The sequence below is a fragment of the Sphingomonas kaistensis genome, assembly GCF_036884275.1.
Classification (GTDB): Bacteria; Pseudomonadota; Alphaproteobacteria; order Sphingomonadales; family Sphingomonadaceae; genus Sphingomicrobium; species Sphingomicrobium kaistense_A.
Window position 1 is genome coordinate 2,687,900 of the sequence record NZ_CP145607.1, and the last position, 25,191, is coordinate 2,713,090.

Genomic DNA, 25,191 nt, shown 5'->3' on the forward strand with positions numbered 1-25,191 from the left:
GCCGAAACTTTCCCTACGGGGGCGCTTAGCTCAGCTGGTAGAGCGGCTCGTTTACACCGAGTAGGTCGGCGGTTCGAACCCGTCAGCGCCCACCATTCTTACCTCGACACTGATGCCCGATCGAGCCCGCCTCAGATCGCTGCCATCCCGACTTCCTGGAAATAACGACGCAAGCCGGCACTGGTCGTCGGCGCCATCTCGATAAAGACGCGCCGACCGTCGTGCGGATCGCCGCGGCGCACCAGCAGCCCGCGATCGGTCATCGACTTGATCCAGCGAAGCGCGGTGGTCGCCGGCACGGCAGCGGCGATGCACAGGCTGGAAACCGGCACGCGGTGCTGGACGATCTCCGCCTGCAGGAGGTCGAGGAGCATGTCCCAGGCCGGGTCGGCGAACAGATCGGCGGGGAGAAAGCTCGCCCGCAACCGCCGCGCCCTTATCATGGCGCGAAGCGCCTCCGCCGAGACATTGGGTACGTCGGTCCGCGGCGGTGCCATCGTCTCCGGGGAAAGCGGGGGGGCAGCCGACGCCAGGCTCAGACGGGCAAGGGTCGAGGCGATCCGGCTGACTTCCTCGCTCAATTGGCGGAGCCGCGCTGCGCTGGCATCGGAGGCGACATCTCGTGCCCCGCCGATATGCTGCGGCCCGATCGCCAGCGACAGCCCTGCCAGCCGCTCCATCTCGTCCGCATTGACCAGCAATTCGACGTCGGCGTCGGCAAGATCGGCCATGACGGAATCGAGTTGCTCGATGCGTGCGGCAACCACGACGCCGAACCGCTTGCGCGCCGCCTCACGTCCTGCCCGCTCGAGCAGGCGGCGGACCGGAAGCGTCGGTTCTTCGTCGATTTCGATCCACAAGGCCGAAAGCGTCGCCCGCTCCTCCAGCGCCTCGATCGCTTCGGCGGGACTGAGCTCCGACAGGGTGCGGAGCCCGCTTAGCTCGGACGTATGACGGGCTCGCTCGCGGGCGGCGGGCGTGTCGCCCACCACCATGATCGGAGCGCGCATCGGCTCCGAAGCGTCGTAAGCGAAAGAAGACGTGGCAACGGTCATGACACCATCCTGTGGGAGCCAATTTAACCGAGCCCGAGCAGACTACACTGCAAATCGGCGCCAAGTCAGCGAAAACTTTGTCCATATTTGAGATTAGTGTCATCCGGCGGCAAGCCGGCTGAGTATCTGTTTCGGGATTGAGCGATTAGAGACGTGGGCGAAATGACTGACACCGACAACGACGACATTCTGTTCAGAGGCACCGTCCTCGTTACGCTGCGTCAAGGCATTCGCCAGTCTTCCCGGCTAGCGAGGGAGCTCGCCGGTGACGCGCTTATCGGGCAGGAAGCGCTCGGATTGCTTGGCCGGTTGAAGGCAATTGACTCCGAACTGGATGATATTGCCCGGCCGGATCCCGACTTCCGCCTCGCCAACAACGATCCATTCTGGAACCAGCCCCCGCATCCGTTTCTTCGGGAAGCGTCCGGTCACAGTGGCATGTAGGGCGCGAGTTTCGGCCCCTTCCATCCGGCCGAGGCGGCGAATCCAGGATTGAGGAAGCCGGGCTTGCCATAGCCGAGCGGCGCCCCGCCCGGCCCATCGACTTGCCCGCCCGCGGCCAGCAGCACTGCATGGCCGGCCGCCGTGTCCCATTCGGAAGTCGGGGACAGGCGCGGGTAATAATCCGCCTTGCCTTGTGCCAGCAGGCAGAATTTGAGGCTTGAACCGACCGAGACCAGCTCTGCATCGGGCAATTCGGTGGTGAGAAAATCGCGGGTCGCCTGGTTCATGTGCGATTTGGAAGCGACCACGGTCAGCCTTTCGCCTGGCGTGCGAACCGCTAGCGGAGCGCGCGTTCCGTCGTGGCTCTCCACCCACGCCACCCCGCCCACCACGCCCGCCCACAAGCGGCCCTGCTCGGGGGCCAGCACCAGTCCGAGAACCGGAGTGCCGGCGACGACCAGCCCAATGTTGGCGGTGTAATCGTCGCCGCCGCGGACGAACTCGCGGGTGCCGTCGAGCGGGTCGACCAGGAAGAAGCTCTCGCCAAGCGCGGGGATGCGACCGGCGGCCACTTCCTCTTCGGCCACCACCGGCACGCCGGGAGCGTGCCGCGCCAGCGCGGCGAGGATGATCGCTTCGGCGGCGCGGTCGGCCTCGGTGACAGGCGACAGATCGCCTTTGTGCTCGACCGCAAAACCCCGGCTACGGACCGCCCGGATCGCCTCTCCCGCCTCGCGGCAAGCGAGGCCGAGCGGGTCCAGCAGCGCGGCCAGATCCACGTTACTTGGGCGCCATCCGAATGCCGCCGTCGAGCCTGACATGCTCGGCATTCATGTAACCGCTTTCGACCATGAATACGGCGAGATTGGCATATTCCTCCGGCCGGCCGAGGCGCTTGGGAAACGGCACCTGCGCGCCCAGCGCATCCTGGACCTGCGGCGGCATCATCGCGACCATCGGGGTCTTGAACACACCCGGCAGGATGGTGTTGACCCGGACGCCCTCGTTCATGAGATCGCGGGCGATCGGCAGGGTCATTGCCAGCACGCCGCCCTTGGACGCCGAGTAGGCCGCCTGGCCGATCTGGCCGTCCTCGGCGGCGACCGAGGCGGTGTTGATGATCACGCCCTTTTCGCCGTCGTCGCCCGGCTCTCCGTCGACCATGCCGGCCGCCGAATGGGCAATGCAGCGGAAGGTGCCGATGAGGTTGATGCCGATCACCAGTTCGAACTGGTGGAGCGGATACTTCTTCACCGCCTTGGTCTCGCGGTCGCGGCCGACGGTCTTCACGGCGTTGGCGACACCGGCACAGTTGACCAGCACGCGCTCCTGCCCGTGGGCGGCGCGGGCCTTTTCGAAGCCGGCGGCGACGGTGTCGTCGTTGGTGACGTCCACTTCGCAGAAGATGCCGCCGATCTCGGCCGCGACCTTCTGGCCCTGCTCCTCATTGCGGTCGAAGATGGCGACCTTGGCGCCCTTGGCGGCGAGCGCCCGGGCGGTTGCCTCACCAAGCCCCGACGCGCCGCCGGTGACCACTGCCGCAATGCCGTTGATGTTCATGTTTCGAGCCTCTCCCGAGAAGAAAACTGATAGCGTCCACTTCGTCCACTTCGGCGGATTCAGGCACGCTGGATGACTGCGGCGGGTCTATCGAAAGCCTCGTCCGTAGGACAGGATTATTCGGCCGCCTCGACCCGCGCCAGCAGCGCTTCGACCTGCACCTGCGCGCCGGCTTTGACGGTAAGCTCGGCGACCACGCCATCGAAAGGGGCAAGCATCGCATGCTCCATCTTCATCGCTTCGAGCGTCAGGAGGCGCTGGCCTTTCTCGACCCGCTCCCCTTCGGCGACATCGACGCTGGTGACCTTGCCCGGCATCGGCGCCAGCAAGCTGCCGTTCCCGGCACTCCCCGCACCCCCGCCCCGCGCGCGTCTCTCGAAGGCATAAGCCTGCCCGCCTTCGAACAGAACGACCTGCGCGTCGTCTGCGAAGCCCGACGCGGGCGCATAGTCCTCGGTATCGTCAAGAACGATGCGGCGGCGGTCGGTGCCGAAGCTCAGGGTGGCAGCGGGGGCCGACGGCGCGTTGAGGCGGAACCCGGCCAGCGCCGGCTGCTCTTCCGCCGCCAGCGCGACCACCGCGGCGGCCCGCCACAGCGCCTCGTCGGGCGCATTGTCGGGCACCAGCGTGTCGAGCTTGCGGCCGATGAAGCCGGTGTCGAGCGCGGCGTCTTCGAAATCCTCGTCGAGCAGGCAGTTGACGAGGAAACCGGCGTTGGTCCGCACCGGCCAAACCTCGACCCCGTCAAGCATGGCGGCCAGCGAGTCGATCGCCTCGCCCCGGTCGTCGCCATGGGCAACGAGCTTGGCGATCATCGGGTCGTAGAAAGGCGAAATCGCATCGCCTTCCTCGACCCCGGTTTCGACCCGGCCTTCCGCGCCAAGATCGAAATGGTCGAGCCGCCCGGTGCTGGGCAGGAAACCGGTCGAGGGGTCTTCGGCATAAAGCCGCGCTTCGATCGCGTGGCCGGTGATCGAAAGCTCGTCCTGCCGCTTGGGCAATGGCTCGCCGCTGGCGACGCGAAGCTGCCATTCGACCAGATCCTGGCCGGTGATCTCTTCGGTGACGGGATGCTCGACCTGCAGCCGGGTGTTCATTTCCATGAACCAGATGCGGTCGGCGCGGAGGCCTTCGCTGCCGTCGGCGATGAATTCGATGGTGCCGGCGCCTTCGTAATCGACCGCCTGCGCCGCGCGGACCGCAGCCCCGCAGACCGCCGACCGGGTCTCCTCGTCCATGCCTGGCGCAGGCGCTTCCTCGATCACCTTCTGGTGACGGCGCTGGAGCGAGCAGTCGCGTTCGAACAGGTGGACGACGCTGCCGTGACTATCGCCGAACACCTGCACCTCGATATGGCGCGGGCTTTCGATCCACTTTTCGAGCAGCACGACGTCGTTGCCGAAGCTCGACGCCGCCTCGCGCCGGCAGCTGTCGAGCGCGTCGGCGAAATCCTCGGCTGCATCGACCTTGCGCATCCCCTTGCCGCCGCCGCCCGCGACCGCCTTGATGAGGACGGGATAGCCGATGGCGTCGGCCTCGGCCTTGAGCCGCTCCGCCGACTGGTCGTCGCCCATATAGCCCGGCGTGACCGGCACCCCGGCCTCGGCCATCAGTTTCTTGGCGGCGTCCTTCAGGCCCATGGCGCGGATGCTGGCGGGCTTGGGGCCGACCCAGATGAGGCCGGCATCAAGCACCGCCTGCGCGAATTCGGCATTCTCGGAGAGGAAGCCGTAGCCCGGATGGATCGCTTCCGCGCCCGTGTCCTTGGCCGCAGCGATGAGCTTCTCACCGACCAGATAGCTTTCGCGCGCGGGTGACGGGCCGATGTGGACCGCCTCGTCGGCCATGCGGACGTGCAGCGCGTTGGCGTCGGCGTCCGAATACACCGCGACCGTGCGGATGCCGAGGTGCTGCGCAGTGCGGATGACGCGGCAGGCGATCTCGCCGCGATTGGCGATGAGAAGCGAGGTGATCATTCGGCAGCCTCCAGCGCGCGCATCGGTTCCTCGGCTTGCATCGGCGTCAGCCCCAGCTTGGCGAACAATGCCGCATCCTTGCTGTCGCCGGCGTTGGCGGTGGTCAGCAATTTGTCGCCGGTGAAAATGCTGTTGGCGCCGGCGAGGAAGCACAAAGCCTGGGTCGCCTCGCTCATGCTCTCGCGCCCGGCCGACAGGCGGACCATCGAGCGCGGCATGGTGAGGCGTGCGACCGCAACGGTGCGGACGAACTCGATATCGTCGATGAGCCGCTCGCCCGCATACATGTCGCCGAGCACCGTTCCCTTGACCGGGACCAGCGCATTGACCGGCACGCTTTCGGGATGACGCGGCAAGGTGGCGAGCGCGTGGAGGAAGCCGACCCGGTCGTCGCGGCTTTCGCCCATTCCGACGATCCCGCCGCAGCAGACGCTGATCCCGGCAGCGCGCACTTCCTCCAGGGTGTCGAGCCGCTCAGCGAAGGTGCGGGTGGAGATGATCTCGCCATAATGCTCGGGCGAGGTGTCGATGTTATGGTTGTAATAATCGAGCCCGGCGGCCTTGAGCTGACGCGCCTGCTCGCCGCTCAGCATGCCAAGCGTCATACAGGTCTCAAGCCCCATCGCCTTGACACCCTCGACCATGCGGCAGACCGCCGCCATGTCTCGATCCTTCGGGCTGCGCCACGCCGCGCCCATGCAGAAGCGCTGCGAACCCGCCGCCTTCGCCTCGGCAGCCGACGCAAGGACGGCATCGACGTCCATCAGCTTTTCGGCCTTAAGCCCGCTCTCGGCGAACGCCGACTGCGAGCAATAGCCGCAATCCTCCGGGCAACCACCGGTCTTGATCGACAGGAGCGTGCAGAGCTGCACCTCCCCCGCGGCGTGATGCGCGCGGTGCGTTTCGGCGGCGCGGAACAGCAATTCGGTGAACGGCAGGTCGAAGAGGTCCGCGATCTCGGGGCGGGTCCAGTCGGTACGGGTCATGGAAATCACATCCGGAAGACGCCGAACTGCGGGCGGTCCGCAATCGGCGCGTTGAGGCAGGCGGCGAGCGCGAGGCCGAGGACGTCGCGGGTCTGGGCGGGGTCGATGATGCCGTCGTCCCACAGCCGCGCGGTGGCGTGCCAGGGGTTGCCCTGCGCCTCGTAATCCTCGCGGATCGGGGCCTTGAAGGCTTCGGCTTCTTCCGGTGACCATTTGTCGGCATCGCGGTGGACGGTGGCCAGCACGCTTGCCGCCTGCTCGCCGCCCATCACGCTGATCCGGCTGTTGGGCCAACTGAACAGGAAGCGCGGCGAATAAGCGCGGCCGCACATGCCGTAATTGCCCGCGCCGAAGCTGCCGCCGATCAGTACGGTGATCTTGGGCACCTGCGCGGTGGCGACGGCGGTGACGAGCTTGGCGCCATGCTTGGCGATGCCTTCGGCCTCGAACTTGCCGCCGACCATGAAGCCCGAGATGTTCTGGAGAAACAGCAACGGCACGCGGCGCTGGCAGGCGAGCTCGATGAAATGCGCGCCCTTGACCGCGCTTTCGCTGAACAGGACGCCGTTATTGGCGAGGATGGCGACCGGCGACCCATGGATATGCGCGAAGCCGGTGACGAGGGTGGTGCCGTAGAGCGGTTTGAACTCGTGAAATTCGCTAGCGTCGACGAGCCGCGCGATGACCTCGTGCACGTCATAGGGCGCCCGGACGTCTTCGGGGACGATGCCGTAAAGCTCGGCCGGATCGTAAGCGGGATCGCGCGGTTCGATCCCTTCCAATTCCGCATCTTGCGACTGGAAGGTGCTGACGATGTCGCGGACGATCGACAGCGCATGCTCGTCATTGTCGGCGAGGTGATCGACCACGCCCGACTTGCGCGCATGAAGGTCGCCGCCGCCAAGATCCTCGGCGCTGATCTCCTCGCCGGTCGCGGCCTTCACCAGCGGCGGGCCACCGAGGAAGATGGTGCCTTGGTTGGCGACGATCACGCTTTCATCGCTCATCGCCGGCACATAAGCGCCGCCCGCGGTGCACGACCCCATCACGCAAGCGATCTGCGGGATGCCAAGCGCGCTCATGTTGGCCTGGTTGAAGAAGATCCGGCCGAAATGGTCGCGGTCGGGAAACACCTCGGCCTGATGCGGCAGGTTGGCGCCGCCCGAATCCACCAGATAGATGCACGGCAGGCGGTTGGCCTCGGCGATTTCCTGGGCGCGGAGGTGCTTCTTGACCGTCAGCGGATAATAGGTGCCGCCCTTCACCGTGGCGTCGTTGCAGACGATCATCACCTGCCGCCCCGACACCCGCGCGATTCCGCAGATGATGCCGGCGCCCGGCACCTCGCCGTCATACATGTCGCAGGCGGCGAGCTGTCCGATCTCGAGAAACGGCGAGCCCGGATCGAGCAGCCGCTCGACCCGCTCGCGCGGAAGCAATTTGCCGCGCGACACGTGGCGGTCGCGGCTCTTTTCGGTGCCGCCGAGCGCGGCCTTGGCGACGTCGCCGCGCAGCCGCTCGGCCAGCGCGCGGTTATGCGCGGCGCGGGCCTGGAATTCGGCGCTGTCCGGCTGGATCTTGGTATCGAGGCGCGGCGCGCTCATGCGTGTGGCCATCCCGTTTGTCGAAAACACATCTCGCCTCCGCGCCTAGCGGCCCCTCGCCCGCTTGCAAAGCCGATCGGGGAGTCGCGGCGAGTTCGCGACTGCAGTCCAGATACGAGGTTCTCGATGGCTCGCTCGCCGCTTCCCTGCTAGTCCTGAGCCTGGGCGGATGCGACGTCACCACCGTCGGGGGTAAGCAGACCGAAACGGCCGCGGCACAACCGGGCACGGCGCTCGGGATCAATCCGCGGGCGATCAACAAGTCGGTGCTACCTGGCGACGATTTCTACCGATATGCCAACGCCGAGTGGGTGAAGACCGCCGAAATCCCCGCCGACCGTTCCAGCATCGGCGCGTTCTCCATCGCCGATCAGGTCCGCGAGAGAAACCCGAGCACTAAGGTCCAAGAGCAGCCTAAAGGTCTGGTAAGCCCCTCCCCGCGCCCCACCGGATGAGCTAGCAGGTCGTCCCATGCCGACGATCCTGCTGCTCATCTGCTCCAACATCTTCATGACCGCTGCCTGGTACTGGCATCTGAAAGGCGGGATGAGCAAACCAATCCTGCTGGTGATCTTCATCAGCTGGAGCATCGCGCTGGTCGAATATTGCTTCGCAGTGCCAGCCAACCGGATCGGCTATGCCAACGGCTGGAGCGGCGCGCAGCTCAAGATCGCGCAAGAGGCGATCACGCTGATCGTGTTCGGCGGGTTCATGGTGACGGTGCTCGGCGAGCCGCTGCATTGGCGGCACTTCGCTGCGTTCGCCTGCATCATGGCCGCGGTGGGGTTCATGTTCGGCGGCAAGTAATCCGCAACCGCGACTCCCGGCGGACGTTCACCTTCCGACAAAGAATTGGAGATGGACATGTACGTACAGGTGAACCGCGACAATCAGATGGAAGATCGCGAAGCCGATCTCGACGCGGTCGAGCGCATGGTCACCGATCGCTTGGGCCGCATCACCGACAAGGTCACCCGCGCGGAAGTTCATCTCGGCCACGTCAAGGAGAGCCGGGGCAACAATCCGGAGTATCGCTGCATGGTCGAAGTCAGGCCTGAAAATCTGGCGCCGGTCGCGGCGAGCGCCGAGGGAGGCGAGGTCGAGACGGTGGTCCGTTCGGCCTGCGACAAGGTGCTGAACGCCTATGACAAGGTTGTGGGCAAGCAGGCCGCCCGCTAGCCTTCGCGCAATCGCGCAAGGAGCGACTGGTGGGCTATCGCGGACACTTCTCGACCGACGGGCGCGTCACCTGGGAAGATCGCTGGGCTCACCTCGCCCGCGCCGAGTGGGTAATGCTCGTCGTGGGGGTGCTGAACTTCGTCGCCCTCTTCGCCCTCTCGATGTGGCTCGGAGGCGACGCAGTCAGTGGCAAGATCGAAGACGGCCGTTATTTCGTCGGCAATCGTGGTCGCTATCACGAGGTCAGTGCGGAGGTGTATCACGCCAGCCTGCTGCACGTGAGGAGCGTGCTGATCACATTCCCGCTCTTGATCTATGCCTCTTTCCGAGGCCAGCTCAGGGCGAAGCGGGCGCTCGACCCCGAAACTTAGGCCCCGATCAGCTCCCGCCCGATCAGCATGCGGCGGATTTCGTTGGTTCCCGCGCCAATGTCGAGCAGCTTGGCGTCGCGCATGAAGCGTTCGACCGGCCAGTCCTTGGTATAGCCCGCGCCGCCCAGTGCCTGGACCGCTTCGCCCGCGACCTTGAACGCGCTCTCGCTCGCCAGCAGGATCGCGCCTGCCGCATCGAAGCGGGTGGTCTTGCCGGCGTCGCACGCCTTGGCGACCTGGTAGACATAGGCGCGGGCCGAATTCAGCGCGACATACATGTCGGCGATCTTGGCCTGCATCAGCTGCTGTGCGCCGATCGGACGCCCAAACTGCACCCGTTCGCGGACGAACGGCAGCACGACATCGAGGCACGCCTGCATGATGCCGAGCTGGATGCCCGCCAGCACCGTGCGCTCATAATCTAGGCCACTCATCAGCACGCCGACGCCGCCATTCTCGGGGCCCATGATGTTCTCGGCCGGAACGAAGCAATCGTCGAACACCAGCTCGGACGTGGGCGAGCCGCGCATGCCGACCTTGTCGATCTTCTGGCCGATGGAGAAACCATCCATGCCCTTTTCGATCAGAAAGGTGGTGATGCCCCGGCTGCCCGCGTCGGGCGTGGTTTTGGCATAGACCACCAGCACATCGGCATAAGCGCCGTTGGTGATCCAGAATTTGGTGCCATTGAGGCGATAACCGTTGCCCGATTTCTCGGCCTTCAGCTTCATCGACACGACGTCCGAACCCGCGCCGGCCTCACTCATCGCCAGCGCACCGACCTTGGTGCCGTCGATCAGGCCGGGGAGATATTTCTTCTTCTGCTCATCGTTCGCCCAGCGGCGGATTTGATTGACGCACAGGTTCGAATGCGCGCCGTAGCTGAGGCCCACCGAGGCCGAGGCGCGGGCGACTTCTTCCTGCGCGACGACATGCTCGAGATAGCCGAGGCCCAGCCCGCCCCATTCTTCCTCGACGGTAATGCCGTGCAGGCCGAGCTCGCCCATTTCGGGCCACAGTTCGATCGGGAAGCGGTCGTTGTGATCGATCTCCGCCGCGATCGGCTGGATTCGGTCGGTCGCGAAGCGCTGAGTGGATTCGCGGATGGTGTCGGCCATTTCGCCGAGGTCGAAGTCGAGGGTCGGTGCGGACATGCGATCGGCGTTACAGAGGCCTCAAGGCTTGGACAAGGCAGCCCGAATGCCTATTGCAGTGCAACATCTTTCTCACGGAGTCCGCAGTCATGGCCACCGCATCCGATAACGTCGTCATTCTCTCTTACGCGCGCACCCCGATGGGTGCGATGCAGGGGGCGCTGGCCGATGTCAGCGCGACCGATCTCGGCGCCACCGCGGTGAAAGCGGCGGTCGAGCGGGCCGGAGTTGAAGGCGGCGACATCGACCGCATCTACATGGGCTGCGTGCTTCCGGCAGGCCTCGGCCAAGCTCCGGCGCGTCAGGCGGCGATCAAGGCGGGCCTTCCGACCAGCGTCCAGGCGACCACCGTCAACAAGGTCTGCGGCTCGGGCATGCAGACGGTGATCATGGGCGCCGAAGCGATCGCCACGGGCAATGCCGACCTCATCGTCGCGGGCGGCATGGAGAGCATGACCAACGCGCCTTACCTGCTCAAGAAGCACCGCAGCGGCGCGCGGATCGGCCACGACAAGATCTACGACCACATGTTCCTCGACGGGCTGGAAGACGCCTACGAGGAAGGCCGCGCGATGGGCAGCTTCGCGCAGGCCACCGCCAACGATTATCAGCTGACCCGTCAGGGCATGGACGCTTACGCGATCGAAAGCCTCAACCGCGCCAAGTCGGCGATCGACAATGGCGGGTTCAAGGACGAGATCGCCCCGGTCACGGTAAAGAGCCGCGCGGGTGAGACGGTAGTCGATACCGACGAGGCACCCGGCCGCGGCCGTCCCGACAAGATCCCGCAATTGAAACCTGCCTTCGACAAGGAAGGCACCATCACCGCCGCGACTAGTTCGTCCATCTCCGACGGCGCTGCCGCCGTGGTGCTGGCGCGCGAGTCGGATGCGGCGGCCAAGGGGCTCACCCCCGTCGCCCGCATCGTCGCCACCGCCGCCCACGCCCAGGCCCCGGCCGAATTCACGATCGCCCCGGTTGGCGCCATCCACAAGGTGCTCGACAAGGCCGGCTGGTCGATAGGCGAGGTCGACCTGTTCGAGGTCAACGAAGCCTTCGCCTGCGTCGCCATGTTCGCGATGAAGGACCTCGGCATCGGCCACGACAAGATCAACGTCCACGGCGGTGCGACCGCGCTGGGTCACCCGATCGGCGCCAGCGGCACCCGCATCATCGTGACGCTGCTCAACGCGCTCAAGCAGAAAGGCCTGAAGCGCGGCATCGCCTCGCTCTGCATTGGCGGCGGCGAAGCGACAGCCGTGGCGGTCGAGCTGGTCTAATCCGTACGGGGCTCTCCGGCCTTAAGTCGGGGAGCCGCTCAGTCCTTGACCGTCTCGCCCGGGTCGACGCCCCAGATGTCGGCGACCTTGATATGACCTTCGCGGGCGCCGAAGGTGATGTGGCACCAGCCCTCGCCGCAATTGTCGATGCGGCCGACGACGCCAGGCTCGGCGAGATAGCGGACGCGGCTGCTTTCGTCGGCCTTGGCGTGAACTGAACGGGGTCCGTTGCCTTTGATTAGAACGGTGCGCTGTTCGGTCAGCAATCGAAACAGCATCCAGCCCCGTGTGCCCTCACTGTCCTGAACCAGCCGCCAATTCTCGTGCCGCCTCAACACCCGCATCGGAAGCCCCTGGCGCTGGTAAAGCCAGACGCCGGGATAATTTTCTCCCGGTCCGGATCGCATCATGGCCTGCCCGCTCTTCAACGAGGCCCAATAAGGGACGGCGCGATCCTGCGCCGCGGCGGGCGCTGCCAGACCCAGCAATGCGATCGCGACCAGCCGCTTCATCACGCGCCCGTCCGGATCCGATCGACGAGCTGCTTCACGGTCGGCACGAAGCCGTTCGAGTAGAAAGGATCGCTCTTGAACCGGAACGCGGCGTGGCCGGCGAACATGAGGTTCTGCTCGACCGGGCCGCCGTGAGCGATGTCCTGGAGCGTTTTCTGGATGCAGAAGCTGCGCGGGTCGGCGAGGCGGCCGGTCGAGTTCTTCTCATTGTCCGACCAACTCGAGAAGCTGCACTGGCTGAGGCAGCCCATGCAGTCGGCCTGGTCCTTGCGGATGATCTTTTCTTCCTCGGGTGTGACGAACACGAGTGTGTCGTCCGGCGTCTTCATCGCCTGGGTATAGCCCGCGCCATACCATTCGCGCGCGTGCTGCAGATCGCCCTTCGTGACCCAGTAATTCTTCTTGGTGCCGATGCCTACGTCGAGCTCGAAGGCGTGATCGCCGACCTGCTCCTTGGTGAAGGCGATCTGCCGTTCGCTGCGCGCTTCCAAATTGCGCAGGAACGGGTTGCGCACCGCCGAGCTGTAGAAGCCCGTCGGCGAAAATTTGTGAAGCAGGACGTCGCCCTCCTCCAGCGTCATCAGCCGCGCCTTCCAGTCGGGCGGGATCGGGCTTTCCTGGGTGAGCAATGGGCGGGTGCCGAACTGAAACATGATCGCGCCCAGCTCAGGATTGTCGATCCAGTCTTCCCATTCGTCCAAACGCCACACGCCGCCCGCCATCACGATCGGCACGGTGTCGGGCACGCCACATTCGCGCATCATCGCGCGCAGCTCGGCGACGCGCGGATAGGGCGCTTGGGGCACGCGCGGATCCTCGGCGTTGCTGAGGCCGTTGTGCCCGCCGGCAAGCCAGGGATCCTCGTAGACCACGCCCGAGAGAAACTCGGCGAACTTGGAATAAGCCCGCTTCCACAGCGCGCGGAAGGCGCGGCCGGAGCTGACGATCGGCAGATACGAAACGCCGTACGAAGCGGCGATCTCGCTCAGCTTGTACGGCATGCCCGCACCGCAGGTGACACCCGCCACCTTGCCCCGGGTGCGTTCCAGCACACCGTGAAGGATTGGCTGCGCGCCGCCCATTTCCCACAGCACGTTGATGTTGATCGCGCCCTTGCCGTCCGACATCTCGTACGCGCGCTCGACCTGCGCGACGGCGCCCTCGATGCCGTATTTGATCAGCTCTTCGTGACGCTCGCGGCGGGTCATGCCGTTATAGACCTGGGGGATGATCCGGCCTTCGGGATCGTAGCTGTCGGCATTGACCGCGCTGACCGTGCCGATGCCGCCGGCGGCCGCCCACGCGCCCGAGCTCATGTGATTGGTCGCCGACACGCCCTTGCCGCCCTCGACCAGCGGCCACACTTCGCGCCCGCGGTAGTTGATCGGCGACAAACCCTTGAACACGTCGGCACTCCCAAAATTTGACGAGAAACAGCGCCTATACTCCGGCGTCCCTCAGCCCCAAACGAAAAAGGGGCCGCCAGGCTGTTCGCCCGACGGCCCCTCCTGCCCGGCTAGCCGCTTAGTAGCGGTAGCCGTAATTGTAGTTGCGGCGGTTGCAGCTGTCCTTGTCGACCTTGCGGCCAAGAAGCGCGCCGACCGCGCCGCCGATGATCGCGCCGGTGGCATTGCTGCCGCCGCGGCGGTTGCCGTAATAATCGTAGCGCTGGCGGCTGCCGGCGATCTTGCTGCCGACCACGGCCCCGGCGACACCGCCGATGATGGTGCCGGTCGTGCCCGAACAGCGGTTGGCGTAGTTCTGGCCGTAATAGCCCTGGCCGCTGTAGCCACGATTATAATTTTCGTACCCGCGCTGATAGCCGTTGTTATAGCCGTAGCCCGGATAATATTGCGCGCTGGCAGCGCCCGGAATCGCGACAAGCGAGGCGGCAGCGGCGGCGAACAGAAACTTCTTCATGAGCAGGGCTCCTTTGCGTTGGAGCCCTTGTGGACGAGTCGCGGTGTCGCTCGCCTGAACCGCATCGTTGGCGTTCGTTCAGCTAACTCAACGAAAAATCGAGCCCGATATCGACCGCCGGTGCCGATTGGGTGATCCGCCCGACCGAGACGTAGGTGACGCCCGTCTCGGCAATCGCGCGGATGGTGTCGAGCCGTACCCCGCCCGACGCTTCGAGCGGCACGCGCCCGGTGACCAGTGCGACCGCTTCGCGCAGCACCGGCGGCGGCATGTTGTCGAGGAGGAGCCGGTCGGCCCCGGCGGCGAGCGCGGGTTCGATCTGCTCGATCCGGTCGACCTCGACCTGGATCGGCAGACTGCTTCCATGAGCGCGGGCGCGGGCGACGGCGGCTTCGACCGAGCCGTTCACCGCGACGTGATTGTCCTTGATCAGCAGCCCGTCGTCCAGCCGCATCCGGTGGTTCTCAGCCCCGCCCATCCGCGCCGCATATTTCTCCAGCACGCGCAGGCCGGGGATGGTCTTGCGCGTATCGAGCAGGATCGCGCCGGTGCCTTGGATCGCATCGACATAGCGACGGGTCAGCGTGGCGATGCCCGACAGGTGCTGCAGCGTGTTCAGCGCCGACCGCTCGGCGGTCAGCATCTTAGCGGCCCCGCCCTCGATCCGCATCAGCACCGTGCCGGCGGGAATGCGGGAGCCGTCGGCGACTTCGAGATCGAGCGTCACCTCGGGATCGAGGCGGCGGAAGAACGCGGCGGCAAGGTCGATGCCCGCGACCACGATCTCCTCGCGGCAATTCATCGTCGCGGTGAAGCGCGCGTCCGCCGGAATGGTCGCGGCGGAGGTGACGTCCCCGCCCTCGCCCATATCCTCGGCAAGCGTGCGGGTGACGAACTCGTCGAGGTCGAAACCGTTGATCATGAAGGGCTCATGGAGCGTGCGCCGCGCAGGCTCAAGCCTCGGCAGGATCGGCCAGGACCTCCGCCCGGTGCCAGGCGTCCCCTTGCTTGACGAAGCGGGTCGGCTCGGCGCTCTCGAATTGGGCGCCGGTCCAGCGCTTGAGGCCAAGCGTGACGGCGCCGGGTTCGACCTCCAGAATGTTGAAGCTCTGCTCCTCCTCGCGCGTGCGAACCGAGGTCGCAGTACCCGCCTGCACCACCAGCGCACCGCCCGCCCGGGTGACGAGATCGCGCGCATGGTGGGTCGAGGCGCGGTGATTGTGTCCGGCGAGCAGCAGGTCGATGCCAAGCTCGTTCACCACGTCCAGCGCCTTTTCCTGCCTGCCGACCGGACGCCCCAGAATGCCCTCGTCGCTGACCGGCAGCGCGAACAGGGGATGATGAGTGACCAGCACCTTCAAGTCACCTTTCGGCGCTTCTTCGAAATGCTTGCAGACGAAATCGCGCTGCTCCGAATTGATCCGCCCGTCCTTGATCGTCAGCGACCGCGCGGTGTTGAGGCCGAGCACCGACACGCCATCGAGCTGGTGCCAGGGGCAAAGCGTCTCATCGATATATTTCTTGTAGCGGCCGAGCGGCGACAGGAAGCGGCGGAAGACGTCGTACAACGGAACATCGTGATTGCCCGGCACCGCCAGCATTTCGTGGCCCGCGTCGCGCAGTTTTTCGAGGAAGGCGCACGCCTGCTGATATTGTTCGGTCTTGGCCCGCTGCGTAAAATCGCCGCTGATGATGACGAGATCGGGAGCGGCGGTGTCGACCTCGGCAAGCACGGCGGCGACGATATTGTCGTCATGCGCGCCGAAGTGCAGGTCGGAAAGATGTACGAGACGGGCCATGGCGACATAAAGCCCTGACGGCGCGGCTTGTTTCGTGCGTGCCCACGATTAGGGTGCCGGGATGGATCGCACCACCGCCAACACCGGCACCCGCGAGGTGTCCGAACGCCTCCGTTTCGATGAAGCCGCGCTGGAAAACTGGCTCCGCGCCAATGTCGCCGGGTTCGCGGGGCCGCTCAGCGTCAGCCAGTTCAAAGGCGGTCAGTCGAACCCGACCTACAAGCTCGACACGCCCGCCGCCTCCTACGTCCTGCGCCGCAAGCCGCCCGGCAAGACGCTGCCGGGCGCGCATGCGGTGGACCGCGAATATAAGGTCATGGCGGCGCTCGGGAGCCAGGGCTTCCCGGTCCCCCGCGTCCACGGGCTGTGCGAGGACGAGGGCGTCATCGGCACCGCCTTCTTCGTCATGGACATGGTGCCGGGACGGATCGTGTGGGAAGCGCAATTCCCCGGCCTGTCGCCCGGCAGCAGGGCCGCGCACTTCGATGCGATGAATGCGACCATCGCGCAGCTACACAACTATGATCCGGCGGCGATCGGTCTTGGCGATTATGGCAAGGCGGGCGGGTTCGTCGAACGGCAGGTGGCGCGCTGGTCCAAGCAATATCTCGGCGACGTGGAGGCCGGCCGCAACGCCGACATGGACCGGCTGGTCGACTGGCTGGGCAAGCATGTGCCCGCCGACAGCGGCGACAGCCGCGTCATCCACGGAGACTTTCGCTGCGACAACATGATCTTCGATGCCGAGCAGCCGCAGGTCCGCGCGGTACTCGACTGGGAGCTGTCGACCCTCGGCGATCCCGAAAGCGACTTCGTCTATCATTGCATGATGTACCGGATGCCCGCCGGGCTGTTCACCGGTCTCGCCGGGCTCGACCTCCCCGCCCTCGGCATCCCGAGCGAAGACGATTATGTCGCCGCTTATTGCCGCCGCACGGGGCGCGCCAGCATCCCTGCCTACGACTATCTGATGGTGTTCAACCTGTTCCGGCTAGGCGCCATCATCCACGGCATCAAGGGCCGGCTCGCCCGCGGCAATGCGTCGAGCGCGCATGCGGAAGCGACTGTGGCGGCGCTGGAGCCGCTCGCCGCGCTGGCGTGGAAGCAGGCCGAGACTGCGCGGCTTTGAAAGAAAAAGGCCGCCCCGGCTTGCGCTGGGACGGCCCTTTGTGAGGCTTACTTCACCGGAAAGCCGCGGCGCTTCAGCAGCGCCGTCACGTCCGGATCACGCCCGCGGAACTGGCGGTACGCCTCGGCGCGATCGGTCTGGTTGCCGGTCGACAGCAAAATCGTCCGGAAGCGATCGGCGATCTGCTTGTTGAACGGATCGCCCGTCTCCTCGAACGCCGCCCAAGTGTCGGCGTCCATCGTTTCCGACCACAGATAGCTGTAATAGCCCGCCGAATAGGCGTCCGAGCTGAACAGGTGCCCGAATTGCGGCAGACGGTGCCGCATGGTCATTTCCTTGGGCATGCCAAGCTCGGTCAAGGTGTTCCGCTCGAAGGTGTCGGCATTCACCACGCCGCCAGGCTGCAGGTGCAGCTTCATGTCGACCAGCGCGGAGGACAGATATTCCACCGTCTGGAAGCCCTGACCGAAGGTGTCGGCGCGCTCGATCTTGTCGACCAATCTCTTCGGCATCGGCTGCTTGGTCTGATAATGCAGCGCGAAGCGGTCGAGGATCGGCCGGGTCAGCAGCCAATTCTCGTTCACCTGGCTCGGATATTCCACGAAATCGCGCTGGGCGCCATTGAAGCTCGGATAGCGCACATCCGACAGCAGGTAATGGATAGCGTGCCCGAACTCGTGGAACAGGGTCGAGGCATCGTCGAGGCTGACCAGCACCGGCTGACCCGCTTCGGGCTTGTTGAAATTGTTGTTGTTGCTGACCAGCGCCGGGTCACGGCCGGTCAGATCGCTCGGCAGGCGATAGCTCGTCATCCACGCGCCCGAGCGCTTGCCCTCGCGGCCGTAGGTATCGAGGTAGAACAGGCCTACCGGCTTGCCGAGACGGGTCACCTCGAAGGTCCGGACGTCCGGATGGAAGACCGGGACGCTGCCGGTGTTTTCCTTGAATTGCAGGTCGTACAGGCGGCCCGCGCTGTAGAACATGCCCTGCACGAGGTTATCCAGCTGGAAGTAGGGTTTGATCTCCTCTTCCGACAGGTCGTACTTGGCCTTGCGCACCTTCTCGTTGAGGAAGCGCGTGTCCCACGGCTCGATCGTCCGGATGCCGGCCGCGCGGGCGAACGGCCGCATGTCGGCGATCTCTTCCTTGGCGCGGGCGACGGCGGCCGGCCACACCCGCATCATCAGGTCCATCGCCCGGTCGGGCTTCTTGGCCATGGTGTCCTGCATCCGCCAGTGGGCATGCGTCGGGAAGCCGAGCAGCTTGGCGCGGTCGGCGCGCAGCTTCACGATCTGGCTGATCAAGCCGTTGGTGTCGTTGGCATTGCCGTTGTCGCCGCGGTTGACGAACGCGGTCCACACCTTCTCGCGAAGCGCGCGATTGGTGCCGAACGTCTGCACCGGCTCGAATGCCGAACGGGTGTTGCGGATGGCATAGGTGCCCGCGGGCAGGCCCTTGTCCTTCGCCACCGAGGCGGCGGCCGCCTTGATGTCGGCAGGAACGCCGGCCATTTCGGCCTCGGTTGCCTGGATGAAGGTGCCTTCGTCAGCCAGCAGCTTGGCATTGAATTCGCTGAAAAGCGAAGCGAGCTGCTGGTTATAGCCCGACAATTGCTGCTTCTGCGTCGCGTCGAGCTTGGCGCCATTGCGCACGAAGCTTTCGTAGGTGCGGGTCAGCAGGCGGTCCTGCACCGCGTCGAGGCCGAGGCCCGCGCGATTGTTGTAGAGCGTCTCGATGCGGGCGAAGAGCTTGGGATCAAGCGTGATCTCGTCACCCGCCGCCGACAGCTTGGGGCTCCACTCCTTGTCGAGCGCCTGGATCTCGGGCGTCGACAGATTGTCGGTGTAGACCCCGAACACACTGGTCACGCGGTCCAGCCGTTCACCGGCCTTTTGCATCGCTTCGACGGTGTTGGCGAAGGTTGGCGCCTCGGGATTGTCGGCGATGGCGCGATATTCGCGGCGCTGCTCGTCGATCGCGAAGGTCAGTGCCTCGGGGAAGTCGCTGACCTTGACCTTGTCCCACGGCACAACGCCGCCATAGGGGCCGGTCCATTCGGCCAGCAGCACATTGTCCGGCACCGCGGGCGCGGCCGCGACCGGCGCGGCGTCGGCGACGGCGGACGGGGTCGCGGCGGGCTCAGCGGCCGGCACGGTGGCACAGCCCGCGAGCAGCAGAAGGGAAGAACCGGCGAGAAGGGCAGACTTCAGCATCAACGAGAAACCTCATGGTGATTGCAAAGGTGTCACTGCCGCCCTTGCGCTGACAGGCCAAGGGGGCAATCGACGGATGGAGGAACATGGGGCGTGTCTTATCAGGCGGCCGCTGAACCCTGCATGGCCAAGTCCTTGATCAGGAAAGAAGAAAGCTCGCCAGCGGAAGCAACAGTTTGACGTCCACCGCAACGCCGGCGTCGCGGCGGTCTGCGACGAAATCGGCCAGCTCGTGCTTTGGGACGAGGTGGACCGTAATGTCTTCCTCTCCCGCGACTCCCCCGCCCGCCCCGATCCGGCGAACGCCATGGGCGCGGACCAGGGTGAAGCTTTCGCTGAGCATTCCGGGCGAAGCGTGGAAATCGCCCAGCCGCTCGACGTGGCTTGCGGTGAAGCCGGTTTCTTCCTCCAGCTCCTTGATTGCAGTGTCCTCGACGCCCGCGCCGTCGCCATGATCGCCGACCAAGCCGGCCGGAAGCTCGAGACACGGGCCGCCAAGCGGCGCGCGGGCCTGCTCGACCAGGATCCAGCAGCCGTCATGCTCGGCCAGCACGACCACCGCGCGAATGCCTCGGACCCGCCCGGCATATTCCCACCGACCCTTGCGCTGCACCTGGACGAAGCGCCCCGCCCACATCGTTTCGGGCGGCAGGTCGAGGTCGGGATCGCGGCTCACAGCTCGATCAATTTGTCGGGTATCTCGTTAAAGTCCTCGCTAGTCCTGGGGAAATGGCGGGTCAGCACCGCGCCCACTTCCTCCACCGCCAGCGCGAGGCCGTCGCCGGGCCGCCCCGCCTTGATCTCGCCGATCAGCTCGGCCATCGCATCGCCCCAACATTCGGGCGTGGTGACCTTGGTCACCGCTTCGTCTGCGACGATCTCGGCGCGATGCTCGGCCAGGCTGAGGTAGATGAGCACCGCCGTGCGCCCGACGGTGCGGCTTTCGGCCGCGGCGCGGAACAAGGCAATGGCGCGGCGGCGAACCCGGCGCCCCTTGGTCGCGCCGGGGGTCAGCGCCACCCGGATCGCCTGCGGCTTGAGGACCAACAGCGTCAGCAGAAAGCCGAGCACCGCCAGTACCATCGCCGCGAACAGCACTTCGCCTGCGCTGGCGGTTTCGCCCCAGCCGAACAATGCCTCCCACAAGCTGGCAAGACCCGCTGCCTGCCACGCGGAGAGCGCAAGCACGCCGATCATCACCGCCACCGCCCAGTGCAAGGCGACATCATGATAGCTGTCGCTGTCGGCCGACACGATGGTCAGGATCTCGCCGTCGCTGCTCGCTTCGGCCGCGGCGATCGCTTCGCTGACCTTGCGATGGTCCTCCGGTTGCAGGCTGAGAGTCACCATGAGCCCGACGCTCCGCCGCCGCCGAAGCTTCCGCCGCCGCCGGAGAAGCCGCCGCCGCCGCCAAAGCCGCCGCCCCCGCCACCGAAGCCGCCGAAACCACCGCCGCCGCCGTTACGCGACGCACGGCTGATCGCATCGAGCCCCCACAGCACGACCATCGGATCGATCCCCCCGCCCCGCCGCCGCTTGCCGCGATATTTGCGGCCCTGCGATCGCCGCGCGAAGCTCAAAAAGACGAAGGCGACTACGAGGCCCCAGAAAACCAACGGCACGAAGCCTGCGCCATCGCCGGAGCGCCGAGTATTCGCCGAACTGGCCTCGGCCTCCTGAACGCGCTTGGCCGCCTCCGCAGGCGGAAGTCGCATCTGCTCAGCGATCGCATCGACGCCAGCATCGATCCCGCCCGGGAAATCCCCTTCCTTGAAGCGCGGCGTGATCGCGTTGCGAATGATGACGCTCGAGAGGGCATCCGTCAGGAAGACGCGCGCGCCATAACCGGTCTCGATCCGCACCTTGCGTTCGTTGGGAGCGACAATGAGAAGAACGCCGTCGTCTTCCTCCTTCGACCCGATCCCCCACTCTCGGCCGAGCCGGTAGCCGTAATCCTCGATCGTCCGGCCTTCGAGGCTGGGCAAGGTCGCGACAACGAGTTGCCGTCCGCTCTGCTGCTCCAGCGCGGCAAGCTTCTGCGTGAGCGCGGCCTCTTGCGCCGGATCGAGGAGATTGGCGTTATCGACGACCTGGCCGGTCAGCGTCGGAAACGTCTGCGCAGCGATTGGCTGCGAAGCCAGCATCAGCAACAGCAAAACGAAAAGACGGCGGATCATGATGCGTCTCGGACGATGCCGATGGCGGCCCTGATGGCCTCAGCCGGCTGCTCAGCGCGAAGATGATCCAGCATCGCTGTCGCGATGCGAGCCTTTTGCTCCGGTGCAAGCGCTCCCTCGACCCGAACGGTCGTCGCCTCGGGATCGACCATCAGAACCAGGTCGCTGCCGGAAGGTCGGCCAGCCACTGCCCACCCGAGATGCTCCAGGCTCTCGCCCGAGGCAGGTCGGGCGAGCACCACAGTCATGCGCGGCCCGCCGGCTTGATTGAGGTCGCGCAGTTCCATCGCGAGATCGCGCATTTGCGTCGGCCGTAATGCTCCCGCCTCATCAATGATCTTCCCTGTCGCGGAGGGTTTGGGCGGATTGGCAGGCTGCTCATCGGGGCGCGTGCTGGCCACGACCTGCCCATCATCCGTCACGGTCCACGACGATGTTTCTTCCGACTGCCTCACTTCGCAGCCGGTAAGGAACACGGCGAAGATCGCCGCAAAGGGGAGCAGCCGCACCTTATTGCGCGTTGAAATTGACCGTAGGCGCATTCTGCGCGGCCGCCGCGGCCTCGAAGGGGACCTTGGGCTTGGCGCCGTAGAAGATCTTCGCGCCCACCGCGTCGGGGAAGGTGCGAATGCGCGTGTTATACCCCTGCACCGCCTCGTTGTAATCGCGGCGAGCGACGAGAATGCTATTTTCCGTGCCCTCGATCTGGCTCTGCAGCGTCAGAAAGTTCTGGTTGGTCTTGAGCTCGGGATAAGCTTCCTGCAGCCGCTGAAGGCTCAGCGTGATGCGGTTCTGCGCGTCGTTGAAGGCGCCGACCTTGGCCGGGTCCGACAGGTCGCCGGGGCTGAGCTGGATACGGTTGGCGCCGGCGCGCGCCTCGGTCACTTCGACCAGCACGCTTTTTTCCTGCTGCGCGGCGCCCTTCACCGTGTTCACCAGATTGGGAATGAGGTCGGACCGGCGCTGATATTCGCTCTGCAGGTCGCCCCACTTGGCGTTGACGTTTTCCTCGGCGGTCGGAACTGAGTTCAGGCCGCATCCGGCCAGCGAAAAAGCGGCGAGCGGCGCAAGGAGGCCGAGGCGGCGAAGAGTCGTCATGGTCGTCATTCCCCCGAAAGTCGTTTGCTGGTGCGTTACGTAGGTGGGACACCGGCGCGCCGCAATGGGTTCGCGCGCAAGTCGCCGCAGCATCGACCGTGAAGGAAGGGAAAGTGGGGGGCTTCTGTTGCCCGGTGCCCCCCGTACCGCTGGAATCCGATTCTGTTGCCCGGTTCGGTCCAACCGCGCTTAAGCTTTGTAACTTCTGACCGTTAGGCCGTCAGTTACGCAGCAATCGCGAGCGCCTCGTTATCGTTGGCACTTGTGAGAATGACCGTTTTAGGGCCGATCCAAGCCCGCTGGCAGCAAGCACTTTACTGCATCCGTCGATCCTGTTTCGCCCCCATCAGCAACGGCGATGATCGTGAAATCTTGGCCGCTGCTGGTGGAGGCGCCGGGGTACTGCCCCCCGGGTCCGAAATGTTTATTTCTACCTACACTCTACCAGCATAGCCGGTTGCCCGGCCCGACCAATGTAGGCGTTCGCACACGCCTTTCCAAGAGACTCGTATTGGAACCGAAAGGAAAACACTGGCGTTGGGCGCCCTCAAGCGGGTAGGAACCCGTGGGTCACAAGAACCATAAGGGGAGTGTACACCATGAAGAAGCTTTCGTTCGCGCTGGTTGGCGCTGCTGCTCTCGCTCTCGCCGCTTGCGGCGGCAAGGGCGATGATTCGCTCGGCGACAACGTCAACGACAACTACGAAGCCGCCGCCGACAACCTGGAAGCGATGGCTGCCAACACCACCAACTCGGCTGAAGCCGCGAGCCTCGAAAACCAGGCCGACGCCCTCGAAGCCGAAGGCGATCGCAAGGAAGAGGCGATCGACGACGCCGACGTCAACGCCGCTAACGGCGCTGCTGCGACTGCCGCCGTCAACGCGATGTAATCAAGCGCGCAAGCGTTTGATGGATCGGGCCGGTCTCCCCAACGGGAGGCCGGCCTTTTCTTTTGCCCCCCGCCGCCTCATCTCGGGCGCCATGAGCGACAACGAGGCCATTCCCGCCGCGACCCTGGTCGTCCTGCGCGACCGCGAGGCGGGACCGCCCGAGATGCTGATGGTCGAGCGGCCGCGAACCATGGCCTTTGCCGGCGGCGCGATGGTGTTTCCGGGCGGGCGAATCGATCCCGCCGATTGGGCCGACGTCGATTCGCTGGATCGGGCCGCGGCCCGCGCAGCCGTGCGCGAGACGGCGGAGGAAACCGGGCTGGACGTGACAATCGACACCTTGGTCCCCTTCGCGCGCTGGCGGCCCGACAACGTCCGCCACCGCCGCTTCGACACCTTTTTCTTTCTCGCCCCCTGCCCTGCCGACGCCGGACCGCTCCGCCCGCAACCGGGCGAATGCGAGCGCGCGTTGTGGACCACGGCCGCCGCGATGCTCGACGACATCGCCGCTGCCCGCGCCGCCGCCATCTTTCCGACCATCCGAAACCTCGAGCGGCTGGCGCAATTCGGCAGCTTCGCCGAAGCCCGCGACCATGCCCTCGCTCATCCGGTGGAAATTATCAGTCCGTGGATCGAGGAGCGCGGCGGCGAGCCGCACCTCGTGATCCCCGACCACCTCGGTTATCCGGTTACGGCCGAAAGACTGGATCGCGCGCTTCGGGCCTGATCCGCGCCCGCCGCGTTAAGGAGCCATGCGCGGCGCGATCCGGATCTTCCTGGCCTTCACGGTCCTGGCCGTCCTCATCATCGAGGGCGCCGCCTGGATGCAGCGGCATCGGCAGGACCTGCCGTGGGCCGAACTCGACCTCACGGAACCACCGGGCCGCTTCACCGCCGCCAAGATCGCCGGACTTGGCGATGACGCACCCCGCTGCCGGGCGTTGCTCGCCGCGGCGGGCAACGAGATGCGTGCTGCCCCCTCGCGCCGTCCGTCCGAAAATTGCGGCTACGAAGACGGTACCTTGCTGTCGCTCACCATGGCCCCCTCGCCCGGCGGGCTCGTCACCAGTTGCCCGGTGGCCGCCGCCCTGAGCGTGTGGGAGCGGCAGGTCGAAGCCGATGCGCAGCGGTTGCTCGGCACCGGCGTGCGCCGCTTCCTCCATGCCGGCAGCTATTCCTGTCGCCGCCTCTACAATCGCGCCGACGGTCCCTTCAGCGAGCATGCCACGGCCGATGCGGTCGATATCCTCGGCTTCGAATTGAACGACGGCCGGCGCATCTCGGTCCTGCGCGACTGGGACGGCCGGCCCGAAGACGCCGCCTTCCTGCGTGCGGCGCGCGACGGGGCGTGCCGGGTATTCAGCACCGTGCTTTCGCCCGATCACAATGCGGCGCACCGCGACCACCTGCACCTCGACACCGCCGACCGCGGCCCCTCGGGCTGGCGCGCCTGCCGCTGAGGCGTCGCCGAGTCGCCCCCGCCATCAACGAAAAGGGGCCCGCCGAACCGGCGAGCCCCTTAGCCAAGTCGAGGTCGCGAGCCGCGCTTACGACAGATGCTTGGACAGGTGCTTGTTCATTTCGAACATGGTGCAGCGGTCCTTGCCGAAGATCTTCTTCAGCTTGTCGTCGGCAACGATTTCGCGCTTATTCTCAGGATTCTGCAGGTTGTTCTTGCGAATGTGATCCCACACCTTGGAAACGACTTCGCTGCGCGGAAGCGGATCCTTGCCGACGATTTCCGCCAGGTCCGGCGACGGCTGAACGGGTCGCGCAAGACCACCCCCTGCCTTACGTCCAGTCCCGCTCGCTTCTTTTGCCATGTGGCCCTCCTGTTGGTTTCG

The 25,191-nt window shown here is 65.8% G+C and carries 29 protein-coding genes, 1 tRNA gene and 1 other RNA gene; 11 read left to right on the top strand and 20 right to left on the bottom strand.

The genetic code is table 11. From position 1 onward, the window contains the following. Positions 1 to 19: 19 nt before the first annotated feature. Positions 20 to 95 (top strand) — tRNA-Val (locus tag V6R86_RS13245). A 36-nt stretch (positions 96 to 131) separates the two neighbouring features. On the opposite strand, the gene V6R86_RS13250 is transcribed toward V6R86_RS13245, so the two are convergent. Continuing rightward, positions 132 to 1,055: a winged helix DNA-binding protein gene (locus V6R86_RS13250; RefSeq protein ID WP_338505091.1), complete on the bottom strand. Its 924-nt coding sequence runs from the start codon at positions 1,053 to 1,055 to the stop codon at positions 132 to 134. Positions 1,056 to 1,217: 162 nt separating this feature from the next. On the opposite strand from V6R86_RS13250, the gene V6R86_RS13255 reads away from it, so the two are divergent. Next, on the top strand, positions 1,218 to 1,499 hold the full coding sequence (locus V6R86_RS13255) for a hypothetical protein (protein WP_338505093.1): 282 nt from the start codon (positions 1,218 to 1,220) through the stop codon (positions 1,497 to 1,499). Here V6R86_RS13255 and cysQ read toward each other — a convergent pair. The 5 genes from cysQ to V6R86_RS13280 form a co-directional block, all read right to left on the bottom strand. Further along, the gene (gene cysQ / locus V6R86_RS13260; protein WP_338505094.1) at positions 1,484 to 2,278 is read right to left on the bottom strand and encodes a 3'(2'),5'-bisphosphate nucleotidase CysQ; all 795 of its coding nucleotides are present in this window, start codon (positions 2,276 to 2,278) and stop codon (positions 1,484 to 1,486) included. The genes V6R86_RS13255 and cysQ overlap by 16 nt on opposite strands. Position 2,279: 1 nt before the next feature. After that, positions 2,280 to 3,059 carry an SDR family oxidoreductase gene (locus tag V6R86_RS13265; RefSeq protein ID WP_338505096.1) on the bottom strand — a complete coding sequence of 260 codons (780 nt, stop codon included), beginning with the start codon at positions 3,057 to 3,059 and terminating at the stop codon, positions 2,280 to 2,282. A gap of 116 nt (positions 3,060 to 3,175) precedes the next feature. Continuing rightward, positions 3,176 to 5,035: an acetyl/propionyl/methylcrotonyl-CoA carboxylase subunit alpha gene (locus tag V6R86_RS13270; RefSeq protein WP_338505098.1), complete on the bottom strand. Its 1,860-nt coding sequence runs from the start codon at positions 5,033 to 5,035 to the stop codon at positions 3,176 to 3,178. Continuing rightward, positions 5,032 to 6,021 carry a biotin synthase BioB gene (gene bioB / locus V6R86_RS13275; RefSeq protein WP_338505099.1) on the bottom strand — a complete coding sequence of 330 codons (990 nt, stop codon included), beginning with the start codon at positions 6,019 to 6,021 and terminating at the stop codon, positions 5,032 to 5,034. The genes V6R86_RS13270 and bioB overlap by 4 nt, the downstream gene beginning before the upstream one ends. Positions 6,022 to 6,026: 5 nt before the next feature. Further along, a complete protein-coding gene (locus tag V6R86_RS13280) occupies positions 6,027 to 7,625 on the bottom strand; it encodes a carboxyl transferase domain-containing protein (RefSeq protein ID WP_338505101.1) in 1,599 nt (532 codons plus the stop codon). Between the two features lie 17 nt (positions 7,626 to 7,642). On the opposite strand from V6R86_RS13280, the gene V6R86_RS13285 reads away from it, so the two are divergent. From V6R86_RS13285 to V6R86_RS13300, 4 genes are read left to right on the top strand one after another with little or no spacing between them, the layout of a single operon-like run. After that, entirely contained in the window at positions 7,643 to 8,080 is a 438-nt protein-coding gene (locus V6R86_RS13285) for a hypothetical protein (RefSeq protein ID WP_338505102.1), read from the top strand. Positions 8,081 to 8,096: 16 nt separating this feature from the next. Continuing rightward, positions 8,097 to 8,432 carry a DMT family protein gene (locus tag V6R86_RS13290; RefSeq protein ID WP_338505104.1) on the top strand — a complete coding sequence of 112 codons (336 nt, stop codon included), beginning with the start codon at positions 8,097 to 8,099 and terminating at the stop codon, positions 8,430 to 8,432. Positions 8,433 to 8,483: 51 nt separating this feature from the next. Next, a complete protein-coding gene (locus V6R86_RS13295) occupies positions 8,484 to 8,804 on the top strand; it encodes a hypothetical protein (protein ID WP_338505107.1) in 321 nt (106 codons plus the stop codon). 29 nt (positions 8,805 to 8,833) lie between these two features. After that, positions 8,834 to 9,175, top strand: coding sequence for a hypothetical protein (locus tag V6R86_RS13300; protein WP_338505109.1), 342 nt, complete (start codon positions 8,834 to 8,836; stop codon positions 9,173 to 9,175). Here V6R86_RS13300 and V6R86_RS13305 read toward each other — a convergent pair. Further along, positions 9,172 to 10,329: an acyl-CoA dehydrogenase family protein gene (locus tag V6R86_RS13305; RefSeq protein WP_338505112.1), complete on the bottom strand. Its 1,158-nt coding sequence runs from the start codon at positions 10,327 to 10,329 to the stop codon at positions 9,172 to 9,174. The two genes, V6R86_RS13300 and V6R86_RS13305, sit on opposite strands and share 4 nt — an antisense overlap. 89 nt (positions 10,330 to 10,418) lie before the next feature. Between V6R86_RS13305 and V6R86_RS13310 the strand changes: the two genes are divergently transcribed. Next, on the top strand, positions 10,419 to 11,609 hold the full coding sequence (locus V6R86_RS13310) for an acetyl-CoA C-acyltransferase (protein WP_338505115.1): 1,191 nt from the start codon (positions 10,419 to 10,421) through the stop codon (positions 11,607 to 11,609). A 38-nt stretch (positions 11,610 to 11,647) separates the two neighbouring features. Here the strand turns inward: V6R86_RS13310 and V6R86_RS13315 are convergent, their stop codons facing one another. From V6R86_RS13315 to V6R86_RS13335, 5 genes are all read right to left on the bottom strand, one after another. Then, entirely contained in the window at positions 11,648 to 12,121 is a 474-nt protein-coding gene (locus V6R86_RS13315) for an SH3 domain-containing protein (protein WP_338505118.1), read from the bottom strand. Next, positions 12,121 to 13,527: an NAD(P)H-dependent flavin oxidoreductase gene (locus tag V6R86_RS13320; protein ID WP_338505121.1), complete on the bottom strand. Its 1,407-nt coding sequence runs from the start codon at positions 13,525 to 13,527 to the stop codon at positions 12,121 to 12,123. Before V6R86_RS13320 ends, V6R86_RS13315 begins: the two co-directional genes overlap by 1 nt. Before the next feature lie 118 nt (positions 13,528 to 13,645). Continuing rightward, positions 13,646 to 14,041 carry a glycine zipper 2TM domain-containing protein gene (locus V6R86_RS13325; RefSeq protein WP_338505124.1) on the bottom strand — a complete coding sequence of 132 codons (396 nt, stop codon included), beginning with the start codon at positions 14,039 to 14,041 and terminating at the stop codon, positions 13,646 to 13,648. A gap of 82 nt (positions 14,042 to 14,123) precedes the next feature. After that, the gene (nadC, locus tag V6R86_RS13330; protein ID WP_338505127.1) at positions 14,124 to 14,963 is read right to left on the bottom strand and encodes a carboxylating nicotinate-nucleotide diphosphorylase; all 840 of its coding nucleotides are present in this window, start codon (positions 14,961 to 14,963) and stop codon (positions 14,124 to 14,126) included. A 31-nt stretch (positions 14,964 to 14,994) separates the two neighbouring features. Continuing rightward, entirely contained in the window at positions 14,995 to 15,840 is an 846-nt protein-coding gene (locus V6R86_RS13335; RefSeq protein WP_338505129.1) for a metallophosphoesterase, read from the bottom strand. Positions 15,841 to 15,901: 61 nt separating this feature from the next. On the opposite strand from V6R86_RS13335, the gene V6R86_RS13340 reads away from it, so the two are divergent. After that, on the top strand, positions 15,902 to 16,969 hold the full coding sequence (locus V6R86_RS13340; protein ID WP_338505132.1) for a phosphotransferase family protein: 1,068 nt from the start codon (positions 15,902 to 15,904) through the stop codon (positions 16,967 to 16,969). A gap of 47 nt (positions 16,970 to 17,016) precedes the next feature. Here V6R86_RS13340 and V6R86_RS13345 read toward each other — a convergent pair whose 3' ends face one another. From V6R86_RS13345 to ssrA, 7 genes are all read right to left on the bottom strand, one after another. Next, a complete protein-coding gene (locus V6R86_RS13345) occupies positions 17,017 to 19,182 on the bottom strand; it encodes a M3 family metallopeptidase (protein ID WP_338505134.1) in 2,166 nt (721 codons plus the stop codon). Between the two features lie 139 nt (positions 19,183 to 19,321). Next, positions 19,322 to 19,858 carry an NUDIX hydrolase gene (locus V6R86_RS13350; protein ID WP_338505136.1) on the bottom strand — a complete coding sequence of 179 codons (537 nt, stop codon included), beginning with the start codon at positions 19,856 to 19,858 and terminating at the stop codon, positions 19,322 to 19,324. Continuing rightward, positions 19,855 to 20,532 carry a hypothetical protein gene (locus V6R86_RS13355; RefSeq protein ID WP_338505139.1) on the bottom strand — a complete coding sequence of 226 codons (678 nt, stop codon included), beginning with the start codon at positions 20,530 to 20,532 and terminating at the stop codon, positions 19,855 to 19,857. Before V6R86_RS13355 ends, V6R86_RS13350 begins: the two co-directional genes overlap by 4 nt. After that, positions 20,526 to 21,359, bottom strand: coding sequence for a TPM domain-containing protein (locus tag V6R86_RS13360; protein ID WP_338505142.1), 834 nt, complete (start codon positions 21,357 to 21,359; stop codon positions 20,526 to 20,528). The genes V6R86_RS13355 and V6R86_RS13360 overlap by 7 nt, the downstream gene beginning before the upstream one ends. After that, positions 21,356 to 21,868 (bottom strand): TPM domain-containing protein, encoded by a 513-nt coding sequence (locus tag V6R86_RS13365; RefSeq protein WP_338505144.1) that lies wholly within the window; start codon positions 21,866 to 21,868, stop codon positions 21,356 to 21,358. The genes V6R86_RS13360 and V6R86_RS13365 overlap by 4 nt, the downstream gene beginning before the upstream one ends. A 1-nt stretch (position 21,869) precedes the next feature. Continuing rightward, a complete protein-coding gene (locus V6R86_RS13370; RefSeq protein ID WP_338505147.1) occupies positions 21,870 to 22,457 on the bottom strand; it encodes a LemA family protein in 588 nt (195 codons plus the stop codon). 151 nt (positions 22,458 to 22,608) lie between these two features. Further along, positions 22,609 to 22,962: a transfer-messenger RNA gene (gene ssrA, locus V6R86_RS13375) on the bottom strand. Between the two features lie 94 nt (positions 22,963 to 23,056). Here ssrA and V6R86_RS13380 point away from each other — a divergent pair. The 3 genes from V6R86_RS13380 (at position 23,057) to V6R86_RS13390 (ending at position 24,807) form a co-directional block, all read left to right on the top strand. Then, entirely contained in the window at positions 23,057 to 23,347 is a 291-nt protein-coding gene (locus V6R86_RS13380; RefSeq protein WP_338505149.1) for a hypothetical protein, read from the top strand. 91 nt (positions 23,348 to 23,438) lie between these two features. Beyond that, entirely contained in the window at positions 23,439 to 24,074 is a 636-nt protein-coding gene (locus V6R86_RS13385; RefSeq protein ID WP_338505151.1) for an NUDIX hydrolase, read from the top strand. A gap of 25 nt (positions 24,075 to 24,099) precedes the next feature. Beyond that, entirely contained in the window at positions 24,100 to 24,807 is a 708-nt protein-coding gene (locus tag V6R86_RS13390; protein WP_338505153.1) for an extensin family protein, read from the top strand. A gap of 87 nt (positions 24,808 to 24,894) precedes the next feature. Here V6R86_RS13390 and V6R86_RS13395 read toward each other — a convergent pair whose 3' ends face one another. Then, positions 24,895 to 25,170, bottom strand: a complete 276-nt coding sequence (locus tag V6R86_RS13395; RefSeq protein WP_338505156.1) for an SWIB/MDM2 domain-containing protein — start codon at positions 25,168 to 25,170, stop codon at positions 24,895 to 24,897. Positions 25,171 to 25,191: the final 21 nt, after the last annotated feature.